Source organism: Candidatus Nanopelagicales bacterium (genome assembly GCA_028687755.1).
Lineage (GTDB): Bacteria > Actinomycetota > Actinomycetes > S36-B12 > S36-B12 > UBA11398.
The window spans coordinates 1-13,056 of record JAQTZL010000003.1; the positions used below are offsets into that span (position 1 = coordinate 1).

The following is a 13,056-nucleotide window of genomic DNA, read 5'->3' on the forward strand; positions in this document are numbered from 1 at the left end:
TATGTGGCTTGGAATCATTGAATCAGTTGCCGTTGTCGGCCTTGTCATTTTCGGCATCATTATGTTTGTGCGTTGGGCCATCAATGAAGGTGGCAAGCGCCCTTAGAAGAGTGTCGCCTCACCTGACGCTCGAACTGTAATGTCACTAATGAGAACACCCCATGGTTGATCAATCACATAAAGAATTGCATCAGAAATGTATTCGGGTGCAAGAGAGAAGTACCCGACGGACTCAGGGCTAGAGAGTTCTTCAGGAAGTGTGCCACTCATCATCATTTTCATTTTGTCTAGTGAGGCGTCGTTGTGATGACCGAGCATGCCGATCACTGCTTTGAAGTTAATGATGGATTTCGCAAGACCGGTCGCAGCTACGCCCGTTGGGCGAACGACAGAAACCTTGATTTTGCCTTGGGTTTCCATGCGCAAGGATTCAGAGATCATGTTGACGGCGCTTTTTGTTGCACCGTACACAGCTGAACCTTCTGTTGGTGAATTTCCGTACGTTGAAGACACGTTAATGACGTGACCGCGGCCTTGCTTGATCATCTGCTCGTACACCGCTGAGATGCCATGCACGACGCCTTTGATGTTTATGTCGATCGCGCGATCCCAAGCGGCTGCGGCTTTATCGTGATCGGAAAAGAAAGCTAGCGGCATGATGCCGGCGTTGTTGATCATGACGTCGATTCGGCCAAACTTCTCAACAGCGAGTGCAGCACCGGCCTGCATGTCTTCAAGCTTTGATACGTCGGCCTTTTGCCAGGCAACCTTGTAACCCTTGGCTGCCAGAGGAGCAAAGGTTTCTGCGAGCGCTTCCTCGTTAATGTCTAAGCCAACGACGCAGGCTCCACGCTCAGCGGCTTGCTCGGCGACCAATTTGCCAAAGCCATTTGCTGCCCCGGTCAGAACAATGACGCGATCGGCAATGCGATCTGCGGTTTTGTTAGTCACTTCTTCACTCCTTGTCGTGGGCCGGCGATGATGACTGACTTCGGGCGAATGAATTCTTCAATGCCTGGCTTGCCGCCTTCGCGGCCAAAGCCGCTCTCGCCCAATCCACCAAACGGCGTGTTAGGCACGACTGGATATGCACCATTGACGTAGACCGACCCAGCGCGAAGTTCTTCTGAAACTCGGTGAACCAAATTGAGATCGTTGCTGTGAATGTAGGCCGCTAAACCAAACTGTGTTGAGTTTGCTATGGCGATTGCTTCTTCCTCGGTCTTGAACTTAATCACCGCACATACCGGGCCGAAGACTTCATTCATGGCAAGGGATGAGGTCGGATCGACATCCACAAAAAGTGTTGGCGCGATGAAGTTTCCATCGGCAAGGTCACCACCCATCTTCGTACCGCCAGTCAGAAGAGTTCCATCACCGTTAGCTTTTGCTTCTTCAATAAGTCCAAGAATTCGCTGTGTCGCGGCTGCATTCACGACGGGACCCATCACATTTCCCCGCACGGAAGGATCTCCAATAGTCAGTGCTTCAGCGCCAGCTTTGAGACGAGAGATCACTTCGTCGTAAATATCTTCATGCAGTAACACGCGTGAACCCATGATGCAGGCCTGCCCGCTGAGATTGGCCAATCCGCCTGTCACAACCTCGTGAACAGCGACATCGAGATTTGCATCAGTGAAAATGATGTTCGCACTCTTGCCACCCAGTTCCATCACGGAAGGCTTTAAGTGTTGTGCACAAGACGCCATGATGATGCGAGCCGTTGCAGGCCCACCCGTGAAACTCACCTTCTGTGTCAAAGGATGAGCAACAAGGGCTGCGCCTGCTTCGGCAGTTCCGGGCACCATGTTGATTACGCCTGCGGGGATACCTGCTTCATCAGCAAGACGAGCAAAAATTTCTGGGGTGAACGGTGTCATCTCAGATGGCTTAATCACCACCGTATTACCGGCAGCTAGCGCTGGCCCGATTTTCATCGCAACCGAGAGCAACGGGACGTTCCAAGTGGTGATCACTGCGATAACGCCATAGGGCTCTGGCAACGTGTAGGTGAAATCCCCACCGTGAATCATCGAGTTGCTGACAGTTCCCTCAAGTTTGTCTGCCCACCCGGCGTAGTACGAGATCCACTGACGAGTGAGCCACACCTGAGTAGTGGCCAAACCAATGGCAACACCATTTTCCAGTGCAGCAGCTGCTGCGATTTCTTTTCGCGCATCACCCATAAGGTCTGCCAACTTCAAGAGTGCATCGCGGCGTGCTGCAGGCGGCGTACGACGCCAAATCTGGAATGCGGCTTGAGCAGCTTGGCAAGCAGCTTCAACTTCTGCGGGGCCAGCAAGCGGAACCTCTGCTTGCACCTGGCCTGTGGATGGGTTCACGTGCTGGTGCACGCCGCCAGAACCTGTGGTGAGGTGCTGATCACCAATGCGTAGGTGGACCTGAGGTAGGGCGGAATTGGTCATGATTCATCCTCTTTTGGCAGCAAAAGTCGATTTTTCATTCAGGAATATGCCACAACTTTGGGATGGTGTGAAGGGGGGACTTGATCACTCGGGAAGGTTGGCGCGTAGCCAATCCACCCATGGGCTGGCTGCCTTCCATGCAGTGGTGATGTGCATGAGGCATTCGCGTGAATAAAGCCAAGGCTCAGGTGCCCAGTGTTGGGAAAGAGCCAGACTCTTGAGTCGCAGGAGATCGATATGTGGATGGTCCTTGTCGAATCCCCGTGGCGCCGATTTCAAGGCATTTTCGGTTGTCAATTCAAAGCCAGCCTTTTTCACCTTTGCTAGGACTTTGCGAATTTCTTTCGCACCGCCATCACTATCAGCAAGTTGACGAAAGGTTGTGAGTTGATTCTTTGTTGGTTGCCACGTTCCACAACCCAGCAACAAGCCATCAGCATCAATGCGCACGTAATAAGCAGCGTTACCTACAGTGTTTGCAATCAATGATGCATGTTCATTGAGTGGTGGCAGGTCTGGCCAAAAGCGAACATTGCGATACGGACGAAAAACCTTGACTGGGGAGTAATCCGTTTCAAGTTCTCCGGCCAAAGCTTTAAGCGGGAACGCAACATTGGTGTCGTACATAGCGCGGTTGGCATGAAACCACTCACGATTGTTGTGTTCTTCAAGAGTGAGGTAGTACTTCACAAAATCTTTGCCGAAGCCATGGAACGTATTCATAGTTCCTGCCTTAGATGAGTAACTGCTCAAAGAAACTGCCAATGTTGTGTTGTGGGTTGACCAAGTGAACTTCCAAGATCCAGTTCCATGAATTTCCCGAACCGTCTTCGCGATGAAGTGGTAATACATTGTCTGCGGTCAGGTACGAAGTCACCTTGTCATCCTCAACTCGTTCATGCGGAAATTCGCCAATCAGATGCCCCACATGGCGCTGTTCACCCAACGCATACCCCGAGCCTTGCGCTTCATTGCGTACGAACTGAAATAGTTCATGTGCATTGATGTGGGGATTAGCTTTTGCGAAACCTCTACCGAGATTCCAAATGCGTTCAGCGTCATCCCGAAGGCGTAATTTGATTGGATCGTTTCCGATCACATATGTACGACCAAAATCGGCTTCCCATTGAGAAAAGACTGGACCAAAGTCCAGAAAAAGAATGTCATCGTCTGTGAATGTCCGAACCTGCGGATTCTCACGATAGGGATACACGGTGTTTGGGCCAGAACGAACAATCCGCTTATGCCAAAACGTATCTACACCGAAGTGGGTTGCCGCGAGATCTTTGATGCCATCGCTGGCAGTGAGCTCTGTGTTCCCAGGACGTAGAAGACCTTGATCTATGGACATTTCGAACAGTTGGGAAGCTAAGGCCTCAGCATCTCGAAGCTGCTGAAGCCGTGACATGAATTTCACGTTACACCGTGCAGTGTCTGCGTTCATGCCCTACATCCGCGTGCGGCATGATCAGGTCCATGCCAAACACTCGTCCACGAATTGAGTGGATGGACGTTATCAAGGCAACTGCCGTGATTGTGATCGTTCTTTCACACGCGGTAGACCTAACAGCTCCAGTAGCCCACGGTGGTGCAGCACAAACTGTGTGGCAAATCGTGATGACGATCCTTGAGCCAATGCGCATGCCGCTCTTCTTCATGATTTCAGGCATGTTGGCCGTTTCTGCCCTCAAACGACCGTGGGGAAAAATTCGCCGCCGCACGTGGGGAATGGTCTACCTCTACTTGGTGTGGAGCGTGATCTTCTTTGCTGTGGTTGCCTGGTACGAGCGCGCACCATGGATCGAGCACGGTCTTGAATATCTCCGCCTAATTCTCATTGCTGGTGATGGGTACTGGTACCTGTACGCCATGGTGTTGTACTTCTGCATCGTTAAATTGACTCACCGATGGCCGATCTGGATCCTTTTGGGTGTTGCAATTGTGTTGAATCTTGCGAAAGAGCCTCTCTTGAATTTCAATCGCGACCACCTCCTTGGTCCGGGTTCTGGATCGATGTTCATCAAGATCCTGATTAACTTTGTGTTCTATTTAATAGGAGTGCACTTCAAGGACATCATTGAAAGGATTGCAAAATACGCAAGCTGGCCACGCATTATTGGGATCGCCGTAGCCCTATCGGCAGTCGGTATTTGGCGATTCAACACTCCTTGGACTTGGGAGCAGTCATTGCTCCCAGCGAACCTGCTGTACATCGTCTTAGCAGTCATGTTGGCATCAACGCTGGTGGCGTTTCCCAAAGTCCGAGCGTATGGAACAAGGGTCGGACGTCAGACCCTGCCAATTTTCGTTGTGCAATTTCCATTCATGTTGATTTTGCAACAGTGGTTTAAGAATGAATCTGACCTCTATCAAAACCAGTGGTTTATAGCGCTATTCCCAGTTGCATTTTTAGCCTTCGATATCGCTTTCGCGTTAGTGCTTCATCGAGTGACGGAAAAGAACATAGGTCGATTCCTTTTTGAAGTGCCGCATTGGATCGCACGTGATGAGCGATCAAAGACTTCTAAGCAGTAATCACACATCGGCGAGCGTAAAGCTCACGTGTATCTGATCGCCTTCATCAATCTTTTCCTTGCTTCGAATATCCTTTTTTAGCGGAAGGATGTACGAGCCGGATTTTGACTCACGAAACAGCGATGTTCCCCAAGTTGACGTACCAATCGTTGTATTGACGCGAACTGAACCAAAACCACGTTTCATGCCAGCTGTTCGAGCCTGAATCTCATCGGCCAAATCAATGGGGAGGGTGACGAAGTACCAGGCTCCCTCGCCTGAATAGATCCAGACTTCGCCGCTAAACGTGAACGCCATCTGCGAATTATGCGCTTCTTGCTTGCAACTTTCGTCGCAACCACAAAGAGACGTACACAAGCGCAACGAGAGCAGGCACTTCAATAAGTGGGCCAACGACTCCTGCGAGCGCTTGACCGCTGGTAATTCCCCAGACACCGATACTCACCGCAATGGCGAGTTCAAAGTTATTTCCAGCTGCAGTGAATGCGAGGGTTGCCGTCTTTGGATATCCCAGGCGGCCCTTAACGCCAAGAGCGAAAGAAACGCTCCACATAATTGCGAAATAGACCATCAGCGGAATTGCGATGCGAATGACGGACCCAAGGTTTGATACAACGGCCTCACCTTGGAGGGTAAACATGACGACGATGGTGAAGAGCAAGCCATAGAGTGCGAATGGTCCGATGCGCGGTGCGAAAACAGTGTCGTACCAGATCTTGCCCTTGACCTTGATGCCGATCTTGCGAGTGAAGAAACCTAAGGCAAGGGGTATTCCTAAAAAGATGAGCACTGCCTTGGTGATTTCCCATGTTGAAAACACTACGTCTTGAGTGTCCAAGCCGAGCCAACCCGGCAAGATCGCAAGGTAAAACCAGCCGAGAAGTGCATACGCCAGGATTTGAAAGACGGAGTTGATTGCGACAAGCAGCGCTCCGGCTTCAGGGTCGCCACATGCAAGGTCGTTCCAGATCAACACCATTGCGATACACCGGGCAAGACCAATGACGATGAGACCGGTTCGAAACGCAGGTTGATCAGGTAAGAAAATCCAAGCGAGAGCAAACATCAGCATTGGGCCTATGAGCCAGTTAAGTATCAGACTCAAACTGAGCAACTTGCGATCGCCAGTGACATGGCCCATGTCCTCGTAGTGCACCTTCGCTAACACTGGGTACATCATGAGCAGCAAACCAAAGGCAATCGGTAACGACGTTTGCCCAATTTTGACGGCATCAAGCCAGGTCTGAGCGTCTGGAATGAATTTGCCGATTGCTAAGCCGCCAACCATCGCGGCAACAATCCACACAGGAAGAAATCGATCGAGAAATGAGAGTTTCTCAATGACATGATCATGTTCAACAGCGGTGTCTTGAGTCACGAAGTGGGGAGCAATTCTGCGATGAGCTGCTCGATACGGCCGCGAATTTCATCGCGGATAGGGCGAACTGAGTCGGGCCCTTGTCCGGCTGGGTCTTCGAGTTTCCAATCCTCGTAGCGCTTGCCTGGGAAGATTGGGCAAGCATCACCGCAACCCATGGTGATCACGACATCGGATGCTTGCACAGCCTCAACAGTGAGCACTTTTGGAACTTCGGCTGCGATATCGATGCCATCTTCCTTAAGCACTGCAACAACGGCTGGATTGACCGAACCAGCAGGCGCGGACCCAGCTGAGCGCACTTCAATTGCACCGTTGGACAACGAGGTGAGATACGCCGCCGCCATTTGTGAGCGACCAGCGTTGTGTACACACACAAAGAGCACAGATGGTTTAGGTGACATTTAATTGCACGCTTCCCCTGGTGCGCAGCATGCGCCGGTTGCGGTTTCTGCTAACGACAACATCTGCATTCCAGCGGGGTTGTCATTTTTAATCGAGTAGAACTCCCAAGGAGTCCCCGAAGGATCATGGGCCCAGAACTTGTCTTGCAGGGCGAAGCAGCAGGTGGTGTTCATTTCGTCAGCGAGTTCGAAACCATCAGCGCGTAGACGCTCACCATGAGTGCTCACTGCTGCTAGATCCATGAGTTCTACACCTAGGTGATTCAAGGCACCCTGCGGGCCAGTTCCGCGGACGGCTTCGGTGGTTTCCATCAACACCAGCTTGAGGGGTGGATTTGCGATTTCGAAATTTGCGTACCCAGGGCGCAATTTATGGGGAGTTGTATTGAACAACTTTGAGTAAAAAGCGATTGAGGCTTCCAGATCGGCCACGTTGAGGGCCAGCTGCACGCGGGAATCTGTTTCAGTGGACACGCGAACTCCTATATTGATAACTATCTATATTGACGAATGTCGATATACAATCAGACAGGCCGAAGAAGGTCAACCTGTGGGGCGCAGTGCAACGTGAAGATTGGATGAACACCGATGAGTGGCAGTTCGGCGATGCTCGTGCTTGAAGACATCAGTGCGTGCGGGCCAAATCCAACAGGGGCGCCTATTGATCGAACCGCGGCAGAATCCATGGCGGCACTTCTCAAGGCAGTGGCTGACCCGGCTCGCTTGCAGCTGTTGTCCATGTTGAAGCAAGCCTCGAATCAAGAAGCGTGCGTTTGTGACCTCACCGCACCACTTGGCCTTAGTCAGCCAACGGTGAGCCATCACCTCAAGGTTTTGACCGATGCAGGACTGGTCACTCGTGAACGTCGAGGTTCTTGGGCGTGGTTCACGTTGGTGCCTGCACAGTTGGCATATCTCAAAGGGTTTTTCGAATAGGAGCCGAGAAGTCAATAGAGTGGGTACATGCCACTTCAAGGTGAATATGAACCGAGTCCTGTTGCTTTTGTGCGCGATCAAGTTGCCTTGATCGAATCTTCAGGAGGGTTAGAGGGAATTCATGACCCCGAAGGCCGCGGAGTCATCGTGCTCACCACCCTTGGTGCAAAGTCAGGGAAGATTCGTAAATCCGCTCTGATGCGCGTTGAGCATGATGGTGCCTACGTTGTTGTGGCATCTCAAGGTGGATCACGCAAGAACCCCGTGTGGTACTTCAATGTTCAAGCAAACCCACTCGTTGAATTGCAAGACGGACCCGAGCGCCATGACTATCTGGCACGTGAGCTCGCAGGCGACGAGCGTGCACAGTGGTGGGAGCGCGCAGTAGCTGACTTCCCTCCGTATGGCGAATACCAAAAGCGCACCGAGCGAGTGATCCCCGTCTTTATCTTGGAGCGCGTCAAGTGAGTTCCTACAAGGTTGAGAACATCGACAGCTCTTGGACGACCACGAAAGTCGTGGCGATCATTGTGGCTATTTTGACCGGCCTTTACATGTTGCCTTGGGCGATTGCGGCGGTCAGGGATGTGCGCCATTGGTCAGTATTTTGGGTGAACTTACTGCTTGGGTGGACCATCATCGGCTGGATCGTTGCTCTGGTTATGGCTCTTCGATCTCAGCGCCAAGTTGTCGTCGTCGAATAAATACGATTGTCAGCTCCTGCGGAATATCTCGCGCTGGCGAATTGTTGGCACCCACGAACTTCAATTTCTGCCCAATCGATCTGAATGAGGACCCATGAGCAATGTGTATGACTTCTCTGTAGCTGCTGCTGATGGCAGCACCGTTGGCCTTGATAACTATCAGGGCAAGGCACTCCTAATTGTGAATGTAGCGAGCAAGTGTGGATTGACGCCACAGTACGAAGGCCTTGAGGCTCTGAATCAAACTCACGCTGATCGTGGCTTGCAGATCCTGGGCTTCCCATGTAATCAATTTGGTGGGCAGGAACCAGGAACGGCTGACGAGATCGCAGATTTTTGTTCGTTGACGTACAACGTGACCTTCCCAATTCTTGCGAAGATCGATGTCAACGGCGAAGCAGCCGACCCGCTGTTCACCTACTTGCGTGCTCAAGACCCAGGCGATTTCGGTCCACACAGCGGTCGCATCTTTGAACACATCAGCAATACCCGACCAGAAGCAATTGGTACTGACGAAGTTAAGTGGAATTTCACTAAGTTCCTCGTGGGCCGCGATGGCAATGTCATTCGTCGTTATGAGCCAGGCGTCACGCCGGAGGAAATTGCAGCTGATCTGGATGCGGTGCTTGCCTAGATCACACAGAGAACGCGAACGAGCCTCCTTGAAATTTCAAGGAGGCTCGTTCTTTCTGCGGGGTTGTTGATACCTCGCGCGTGTGCTTAGTTGTCGACGTGCTGACCCTTGACGTGCGGTGTCCAATTCGGGTTAATGGCAACCATTGCTGTTTGGCGAGCGGTGCGGGCAGCTTCCACAGTTGCCTTGCAGGTCGCCTTCGCCGCCGCCTTAGCTTCAGGGGTTGGGTTGGTTGCTAACACGGCTTTGAATTCAGCCTTCGCCTTGGCGACCGCTGCCTTGAACGTCTCATTCACTGCCTTACGAGCCGTGGCATTGGCTTCGCGAAGTGCCTTCTTGGCTGGATCAGCCGTGTGGCTAGCTGTCGGATGAGGTGTTGCTTGAGTAGTCGCTGAACTTGTTGGAGTTGGTGTTGCGTCTGCAGCAAAGGCACTTCCTGTTGTGCCAATGAGCAGAAGTGAGCCCAAGCCAGCAGTTGCAATTGCGATGACTTTCTTGTTCTTCATCAGTTCTCCTTATCAATGCCTGTGTGGATTTGAATTAAGGATCGGGAGCAAATCTGTGAGAAGTCTGTGGATTGTCTCAATAGAAGCTGTGTATTACTTCAGAACATCTTCGAGATGAGTGACGGGCAAAGCAAAGGCATCGGCAACTGCTGGATACACCACTTGTCCTTCATGAATATTCAACCCGAGTGCCAATGCGTGGTCGTCGACCATGGCGCGCCGCCAACCTTTGTTCGCAAGTTCAAGTGCATACGGGAGCGTGACGTTTGTCAACGCAAAGGTTGATGTGTGAGGTACTGCCGCAGGCATATTTGCTACGCAATAGAACAGTGACTCATGCACCGTAAACGTTGGATCCGCATGAGTAGTTGCGCGGGAATCCGCGAAACAACCGCCCTGGTCAATTGCTATATCTACGAGAACCGAGCCAGGCTTCATTTGCGCAACGAGTTCGTTACTGATCAGCTTTGGCGCCTTAGCGCCATGGATGAGCACCGCGCCAATTACAAGATCGGCGTCACGAACTGCCCGCTCAACCTCAAAATTATTTGAAGAAATTGTTTGCATGTGTCCCTGATAAATCGCGTCGACCTCACGCAAGCGCGCAATATTGCGATCAAGTAGTAGTACTTCAGCCTGCATACCAAGTGCGATCGCTGCAGCATTCATGCCGGCAACTCCCGCGCCGAGCACGACAACCTTTGCCGCGTAGGTTCCTGATACTCCACCAAGAAGAACACCTCGGCCACCGTTAACTGCCATCAAAGCCTGCGCTCCAACCTGGGGAGCTAGGCGCCCAGCAACTTCAGACATTGGTGCCAGCAGTGGCAGGGTTTGGTTAGGAAGCTCTACGGTTTCGTAAGCAACCGCTGTGGTGCCAGAGGTCAGTAATGCATCAGTGCATTCGCGTGATGCAGCTAGGTGAAGATAGGTAAACAGGATTTGATCCTTGCGCATATATTGATACTCAGCGGGGACCGGCTCTTTGACCTTCATGAGCAGTTCGGCTTGTTCCCAAACGTCAGATGAGTTATCGGCAATCGTTGCACCCGCTGTAACGTATTCGTGATCAGGAATCGATGACCCATCGCCCGCGCCACTTTCGATCACGACAGAGTGACCATGGCGCACAAATTCATTTACGCCAGCAGGAGTAATTGCTACTCGCGATTCCTGGCTCTTAATTTCCCGTGGAACACCGATTTTCACGATCGTCTCCTTTGAAAGCTACTTTCCTGATCGTAAGCCGAGGGGCGTCATAATTCTTGGTCCCGGTGGTGCCAGACTGTACCCATGGCCGATGAACAGCTCGATGCGCAACGTGAGAAATTCAAAGCAGCATTAGAAGCAAAGAAGAACAAGGGTCAGCAGGGCAGTCAGACCAAGGGCGGCGCCTCGAACGCTGGTAAAGACTCCTCAAAGGGTGCTGTTGCAAAGCGGGAGCATCGCCGCAAGAGCGGATGATCCTTCGAAGTGAGTCAGATTCAACGCCCACGTATTGAGTGGATGGATCTTGTTAAAGGATCTTCCGTACTACTTGTTGTTCTTTTTCATGCAGAAATTCATATGTACAAGGTGCAATCAGATGGTGTAGCAGCAAATATTTGGCACACCGTCATGAACGTAACAGAACCCCTGCGTATGCCGATCTTTTTTCTCGTGTCCGGCATGCTTGCAGCGAGCGCTCTTTCGCGCCCTTGGGGTAAGTCGCGTCGACGCACATATGGAATGACGTATCTCTATTTGTTATGGAGCGCGATCTTTTTTACGGTGGTCGCTTTCTATGTCAAAGAAACACCCATCGAGGCCCTCATCGACTTTCCGCGGCGCTTAATCGTAGGTAGTAGCGGCTATTGGTATCTCTACGCTCTCTTGCTGTATTTCATCATTGCAAAAGCAGCACGACGGTGGCCGTTGTGGATAATTTTTGGGATAGCCGTGGCCTTGAACTTATTGAGGGCTCCTATTGCGCAGTGGAACAGGGATTACGTCGTGAATATTGATGGCGCGTCATCGATGACTGCCATTTCAGTGAACCTCGTGTTCTACCTTCTTGGCGCATATTACAAAGAAGTTATTACGTGGGTTTCAGAGCGCGCTTCTTGGTTCTGGGTTATCGGCATTGTCGTTGTGGTTTCGGCTTACGGGTTCTGGCGTAATTCTGTGCCCGAGTTTTCCGAGACCACATATTTACCTGTCTCATTGGGATGGATCGTTGCCGGTGTAATGGCAGCTGAGTTGCTAGTGAAGCGCGAAGGTCCACGCAATTTTGGAACGTTCTTTGGCGCGCGTACGCTACCGATTTTCGTGGTGCAGTTCCCTTTACTCATGGCTCTTTCGTCGTATCTGCGAAACCATCGACCTGAGTATCTACACAACGAAATCGTTCAGGTGTTCTTTCCGATCGTGGCAACAGTAATCATGGTGTCGATTGCACTCATGCTCTACCGAGTCACACAAAATAATCGTGGTCGCTTCCTATTTGAAGCCCCTCAATGGGTAGTTCAAGCGCCTCGTTCAACTCCACGCCCGGAACAAGAAAAGCAGGTATCGTCCTAGGCATGAGAGCGGTAGGTGTACTTGAGTTTGGCGGTCCAGAGAAGTTGCAAGTGTTTGAGATGCCAACCCCTCTGCCCGGTGCAGGGCAAGTGCGAATCAGGGTGCATGCCGTTGCCGTAAATCCCACCGACACGTTGTTTCGCGAAGGTGCCATGGCAGCACGCGCAAAGATTCAAGAACCGCCGTTCATTCCGGGCATGGATGCGGCGGGAGTTATTGATGCCATTGGCCCGGATAATGATGATCGGTTGAAAGTTGGCGATCGAGTTGTTGCGATGGTGTTGCCGAGTAGTGAATTTGGTGGTGCATACGCGGAACAAATCGTGTTGCCGTCAACATCAGTGGTGCACGCTCCAAAGTCTGCGGACTTTGCAGCCGCATCAACGTTGATTATGAATGTGATGACAGCTCGTCTGGCTCTTGACGCTCTTGCATTGAAGCCGGGAAGCACACTGGCAGTTACCGGCGCGGCCGGCGCATATGGCGCTTATGTCGTACAACTGGCACTCGCTGAAGGATTGAAAGTCATTGCTGATGCAGCGCCATCAGATATCGAACTGGTGCGATCCCTTGGTGAAGTTCAGATCGTTCCTCGTGGCGATGATGTCGCCACACATATTCTTGGGTTGTATCCAGAAGGTGTGGATGGATTTGCAGATGGGTCGATTCAAGACGAACTTGTTGTGCCCGCAATTAAGGATGGCGGGGCGCTGGCTGTGGTGCGTGGATGGAGCGGTGAGCCCGGTCGGGGGATTGCTGTGCATCGCATTGCAGTTCCTAAGGCGGCACATGACACTGCTGGAATGCAGCGAGTGGCAGAGCAGGTAGATGAATGTGTTCTGACTTTGCGTGTAGCCGATGTTCTGCCTGCCGACCAAGCTCAAATTGCACATGAACGCTTGCAAGCAGGCGGAGTGCGTGGCCGCATCGTTCTCGACTTCATAAATTTTTAAGTAACTCTCGTACACCAGATT

18 protein-coding genes are annotated in these 13,056 nt (G+C 51.7%); 8 read left to right on the forward strand and 10 right to left on the reverse strand.

Annotation, left to right across the window (positions count from 1 at the left end):
- Nucleotides 1-102 precede the first annotated feature (102 nt).
- The 4 genes from PHN51_05275 to PHN51_05290 form a co-directional block, all read right to left on the reverse strand.
- A complete protein-coding gene (locus PHN51_05275) occupies nt 103-951 on the reverse strand; it encodes an SDR family oxidoreductase (GenBank protein MDD2818189.1) in 849 nt (282 codons plus the stop codon).
- Nucleotides 948-2,426 (reverse strand): aldehyde dehydrogenase family protein, encoded by a 1,479-nt coding sequence (locus PHN51_05280; GenBank protein ID MDD2818190.1) that lies wholly within the window; start codon nt 2,424-2,426, stop codon nt 948-950. The genes PHN51_05275 and PHN51_05280 overlap by 4 nt, the downstream gene beginning before the upstream one ends.
- An 84-nt stretch (nt 2,427-2,510) precedes the next feature.
- Nucleotides 2,511-3,149 (reverse strand): DUF2461 domain-containing protein, encoded by a 639-nt coding sequence (locus PHN51_05285; protein ID MDD2818191.1) that lies wholly within the window; start codon nt 3,147-3,149, stop codon nt 2,511-2,513.
- A 10-nt stretch (nt 3,150-3,159) separates the two neighbouring features.
- Nucleotides 3,160-3,834: a M24 family metallopeptidase gene (locus tag PHN51_05290; GenBank protein MDD2818192.1), complete on the reverse strand. Its 675-nt coding sequence runs from the start codon at nt 3,832-3,834 to the stop codon at nt 3,160-3,162.
- 68 nt (nt 3,835-3,902) lie between these two features.
- Between PHN51_05290 and PHN51_05295 the strand changes: the two genes are divergently transcribed.
- Nucleotides 3,903-4,961, forward strand: a complete 1,059-nt coding sequence (locus tag PHN51_05295) for an acyltransferase (GenBank protein ID MDD2818193.1) — start codon at nt 3,903-3,905, stop codon at nt 4,959-4,961.
- Here PHN51_05295 and PHN51_05300 read toward each other — a convergent pair whose 3' ends face one another.
- Genes PHN51_05300 through PHN51_05315 form a run of 4 tightly spaced genes read right to left on the reverse strand, consistent with a single transcriptional unit; the run spans nt 4,962 to nt 7,217 of the window.
- Entirely contained in the window at nt 4,962-5,258 is a 297-nt protein-coding gene (locus tag PHN51_05300; GenBank protein ID MDD2818194.1) for a DUF1905 domain-containing protein, read from the reverse strand. It abuts the gene before it with no gap.
- A 7-nt stretch (nt 5,259-5,265) separates the two neighbouring features.
- Nucleotides 5,266-6,339: an ACR3 family arsenite efflux transporter gene (arsB, locus tag PHN51_05305; protein ID MDD2818195.1), complete on the reverse strand. Its 1,074-nt coding sequence runs from the start codon at nt 6,337-6,339 to the stop codon at nt 5,266-5,268.
- Nucleotides 6,336-6,743 (reverse strand): arsenate reductase ArsC, encoded by a 408-nt coding sequence (locus PHN51_05310; GenBank protein ID MDD2818196.1) that lies wholly within the window; start codon nt 6,741-6,743, stop codon nt 6,336-6,338. Before PHN51_05310 ends, arsB begins: the two co-directional genes overlap by 4 nt.
- Nucleotides 6,744-7,217: an ArsI/CadI family heavy metal resistance metalloenzyme gene (locus PHN51_05315; protein MDD2818197.1), complete on the reverse strand. Its 474-nt coding sequence runs from the start codon at nt 7,215-7,217 to the stop codon at nt 6,744-6,746.
- Nucleotides 7,218-7,331: 114 nt separating this feature from the next.
- On the opposite strand from PHN51_05315, the gene PHN51_05320 reads away from it, so the two are divergent.
- The 4 genes from PHN51_05320 to PHN51_05335 all read left to right on the forward strand — a co-directional run bounded on the left by PHN51_05320 (nt 7,332) and on the right by PHN51_05335 (nt 9,017).
- On the forward strand, nt 7,332-7,679 hold the full coding sequence (locus tag PHN51_05320; GenBank protein ID MDD2818198.1) for a metalloregulator ArsR/SmtB family transcription factor: 348 nt from the start codon (nt 7,332-7,334) through the stop codon (nt 7,677-7,679).
- Nucleotides 7,680-7,706: 27 nt separating this feature from the next.
- A complete protein-coding gene (locus PHN51_05325) occupies nt 7,707-8,147 on the forward strand; it encodes a nitroreductase family deazaflavin-dependent oxidoreductase (protein MDD2818199.1) in 441 nt (146 codons plus the stop codon).
- Entirely contained in the window at nt 8,144-8,383 is a 240-nt protein-coding gene (locus tag PHN51_05330) for a superinfection immunity protein (GenBank protein ID MDD2818200.1), read from the forward strand. Before PHN51_05325 ends, PHN51_05330 begins: the two co-directional genes overlap by 4 nt.
- 94 nt (nt 8,384-8,477) lie before the next feature.
- Nucleotides 8,478-9,017, forward strand: coding sequence for a glutathione peroxidase (locus PHN51_05335; GenBank protein MDD2818201.1), 540 nt, complete (start codon nt 8,478-8,480; stop codon nt 9,015-9,017).
- 86 nt (nt 9,018-9,103) lie between these two features.
- Here the strand turns inward: PHN51_05335 and PHN51_05340 are convergent, their stop codons facing one another.
- Both PHN51_05340 and ald read right to left on the reverse strand, forming a co-directional pair.
- Nucleotides 9,104-9,523 (reverse strand): hypothetical protein, encoded by a 420-nt coding sequence (locus tag PHN51_05340; protein MDD2818202.1) that lies wholly within the window; start codon nt 9,521-9,523, stop codon nt 9,104-9,106.
- A 93-nt stretch (nt 9,524-9,616) separates the two neighbouring features.
- The gene (gene ald, locus PHN51_05345) at nt 9,617-10,732 is read right to left on the reverse strand and encodes an alanine dehydrogenase (protein MDD2818203.1); all 1,116 of its coding nucleotides are present in this window, start codon (nt 10,730-10,732) and stop codon (nt 9,617-9,619) included.
- A gap of 84 nt (nt 10,733-10,816) precedes the next feature.
- On the opposite strand from ald, the gene PHN51_05350 reads away from it, so the two are divergent.
- From PHN51_05350 to PHN51_05360, 3 genes are read left to right on the forward strand one after another with little or no spacing between them, the layout of a single operon-like run.
- A complete protein-coding gene (locus tag PHN51_05350) occupies nt 10,817-10,987 on the forward strand; it encodes a DUF5302 family protein (protein MDD2818204.1) in 171 nt (56 codons plus the stop codon).
- A gap of 9 nt (nt 10,988-10,996) precedes the next feature.
- Nucleotides 10,997-12,082 carry an acyltransferase gene (locus PHN51_05355; GenBank protein MDD2818205.1) on the forward strand — a complete coding sequence of 362 codons (1,086 nt, stop codon included), beginning with the start codon at nt 10,997-10,999 and terminating at the stop codon, nt 12,080-12,082.
- 2 nt (nt 12,083-12,084) lie between these two features.
- Entirely contained in the window at nt 12,085-13,035 is a 951-nt protein-coding gene (locus PHN51_05360) for an NADP-dependent oxidoreductase (GenBank protein ID MDD2818206.1), read from the forward strand.
- The last annotated feature ends 21 nt before the right edge of the window (nt 13,036-13,056 follow it).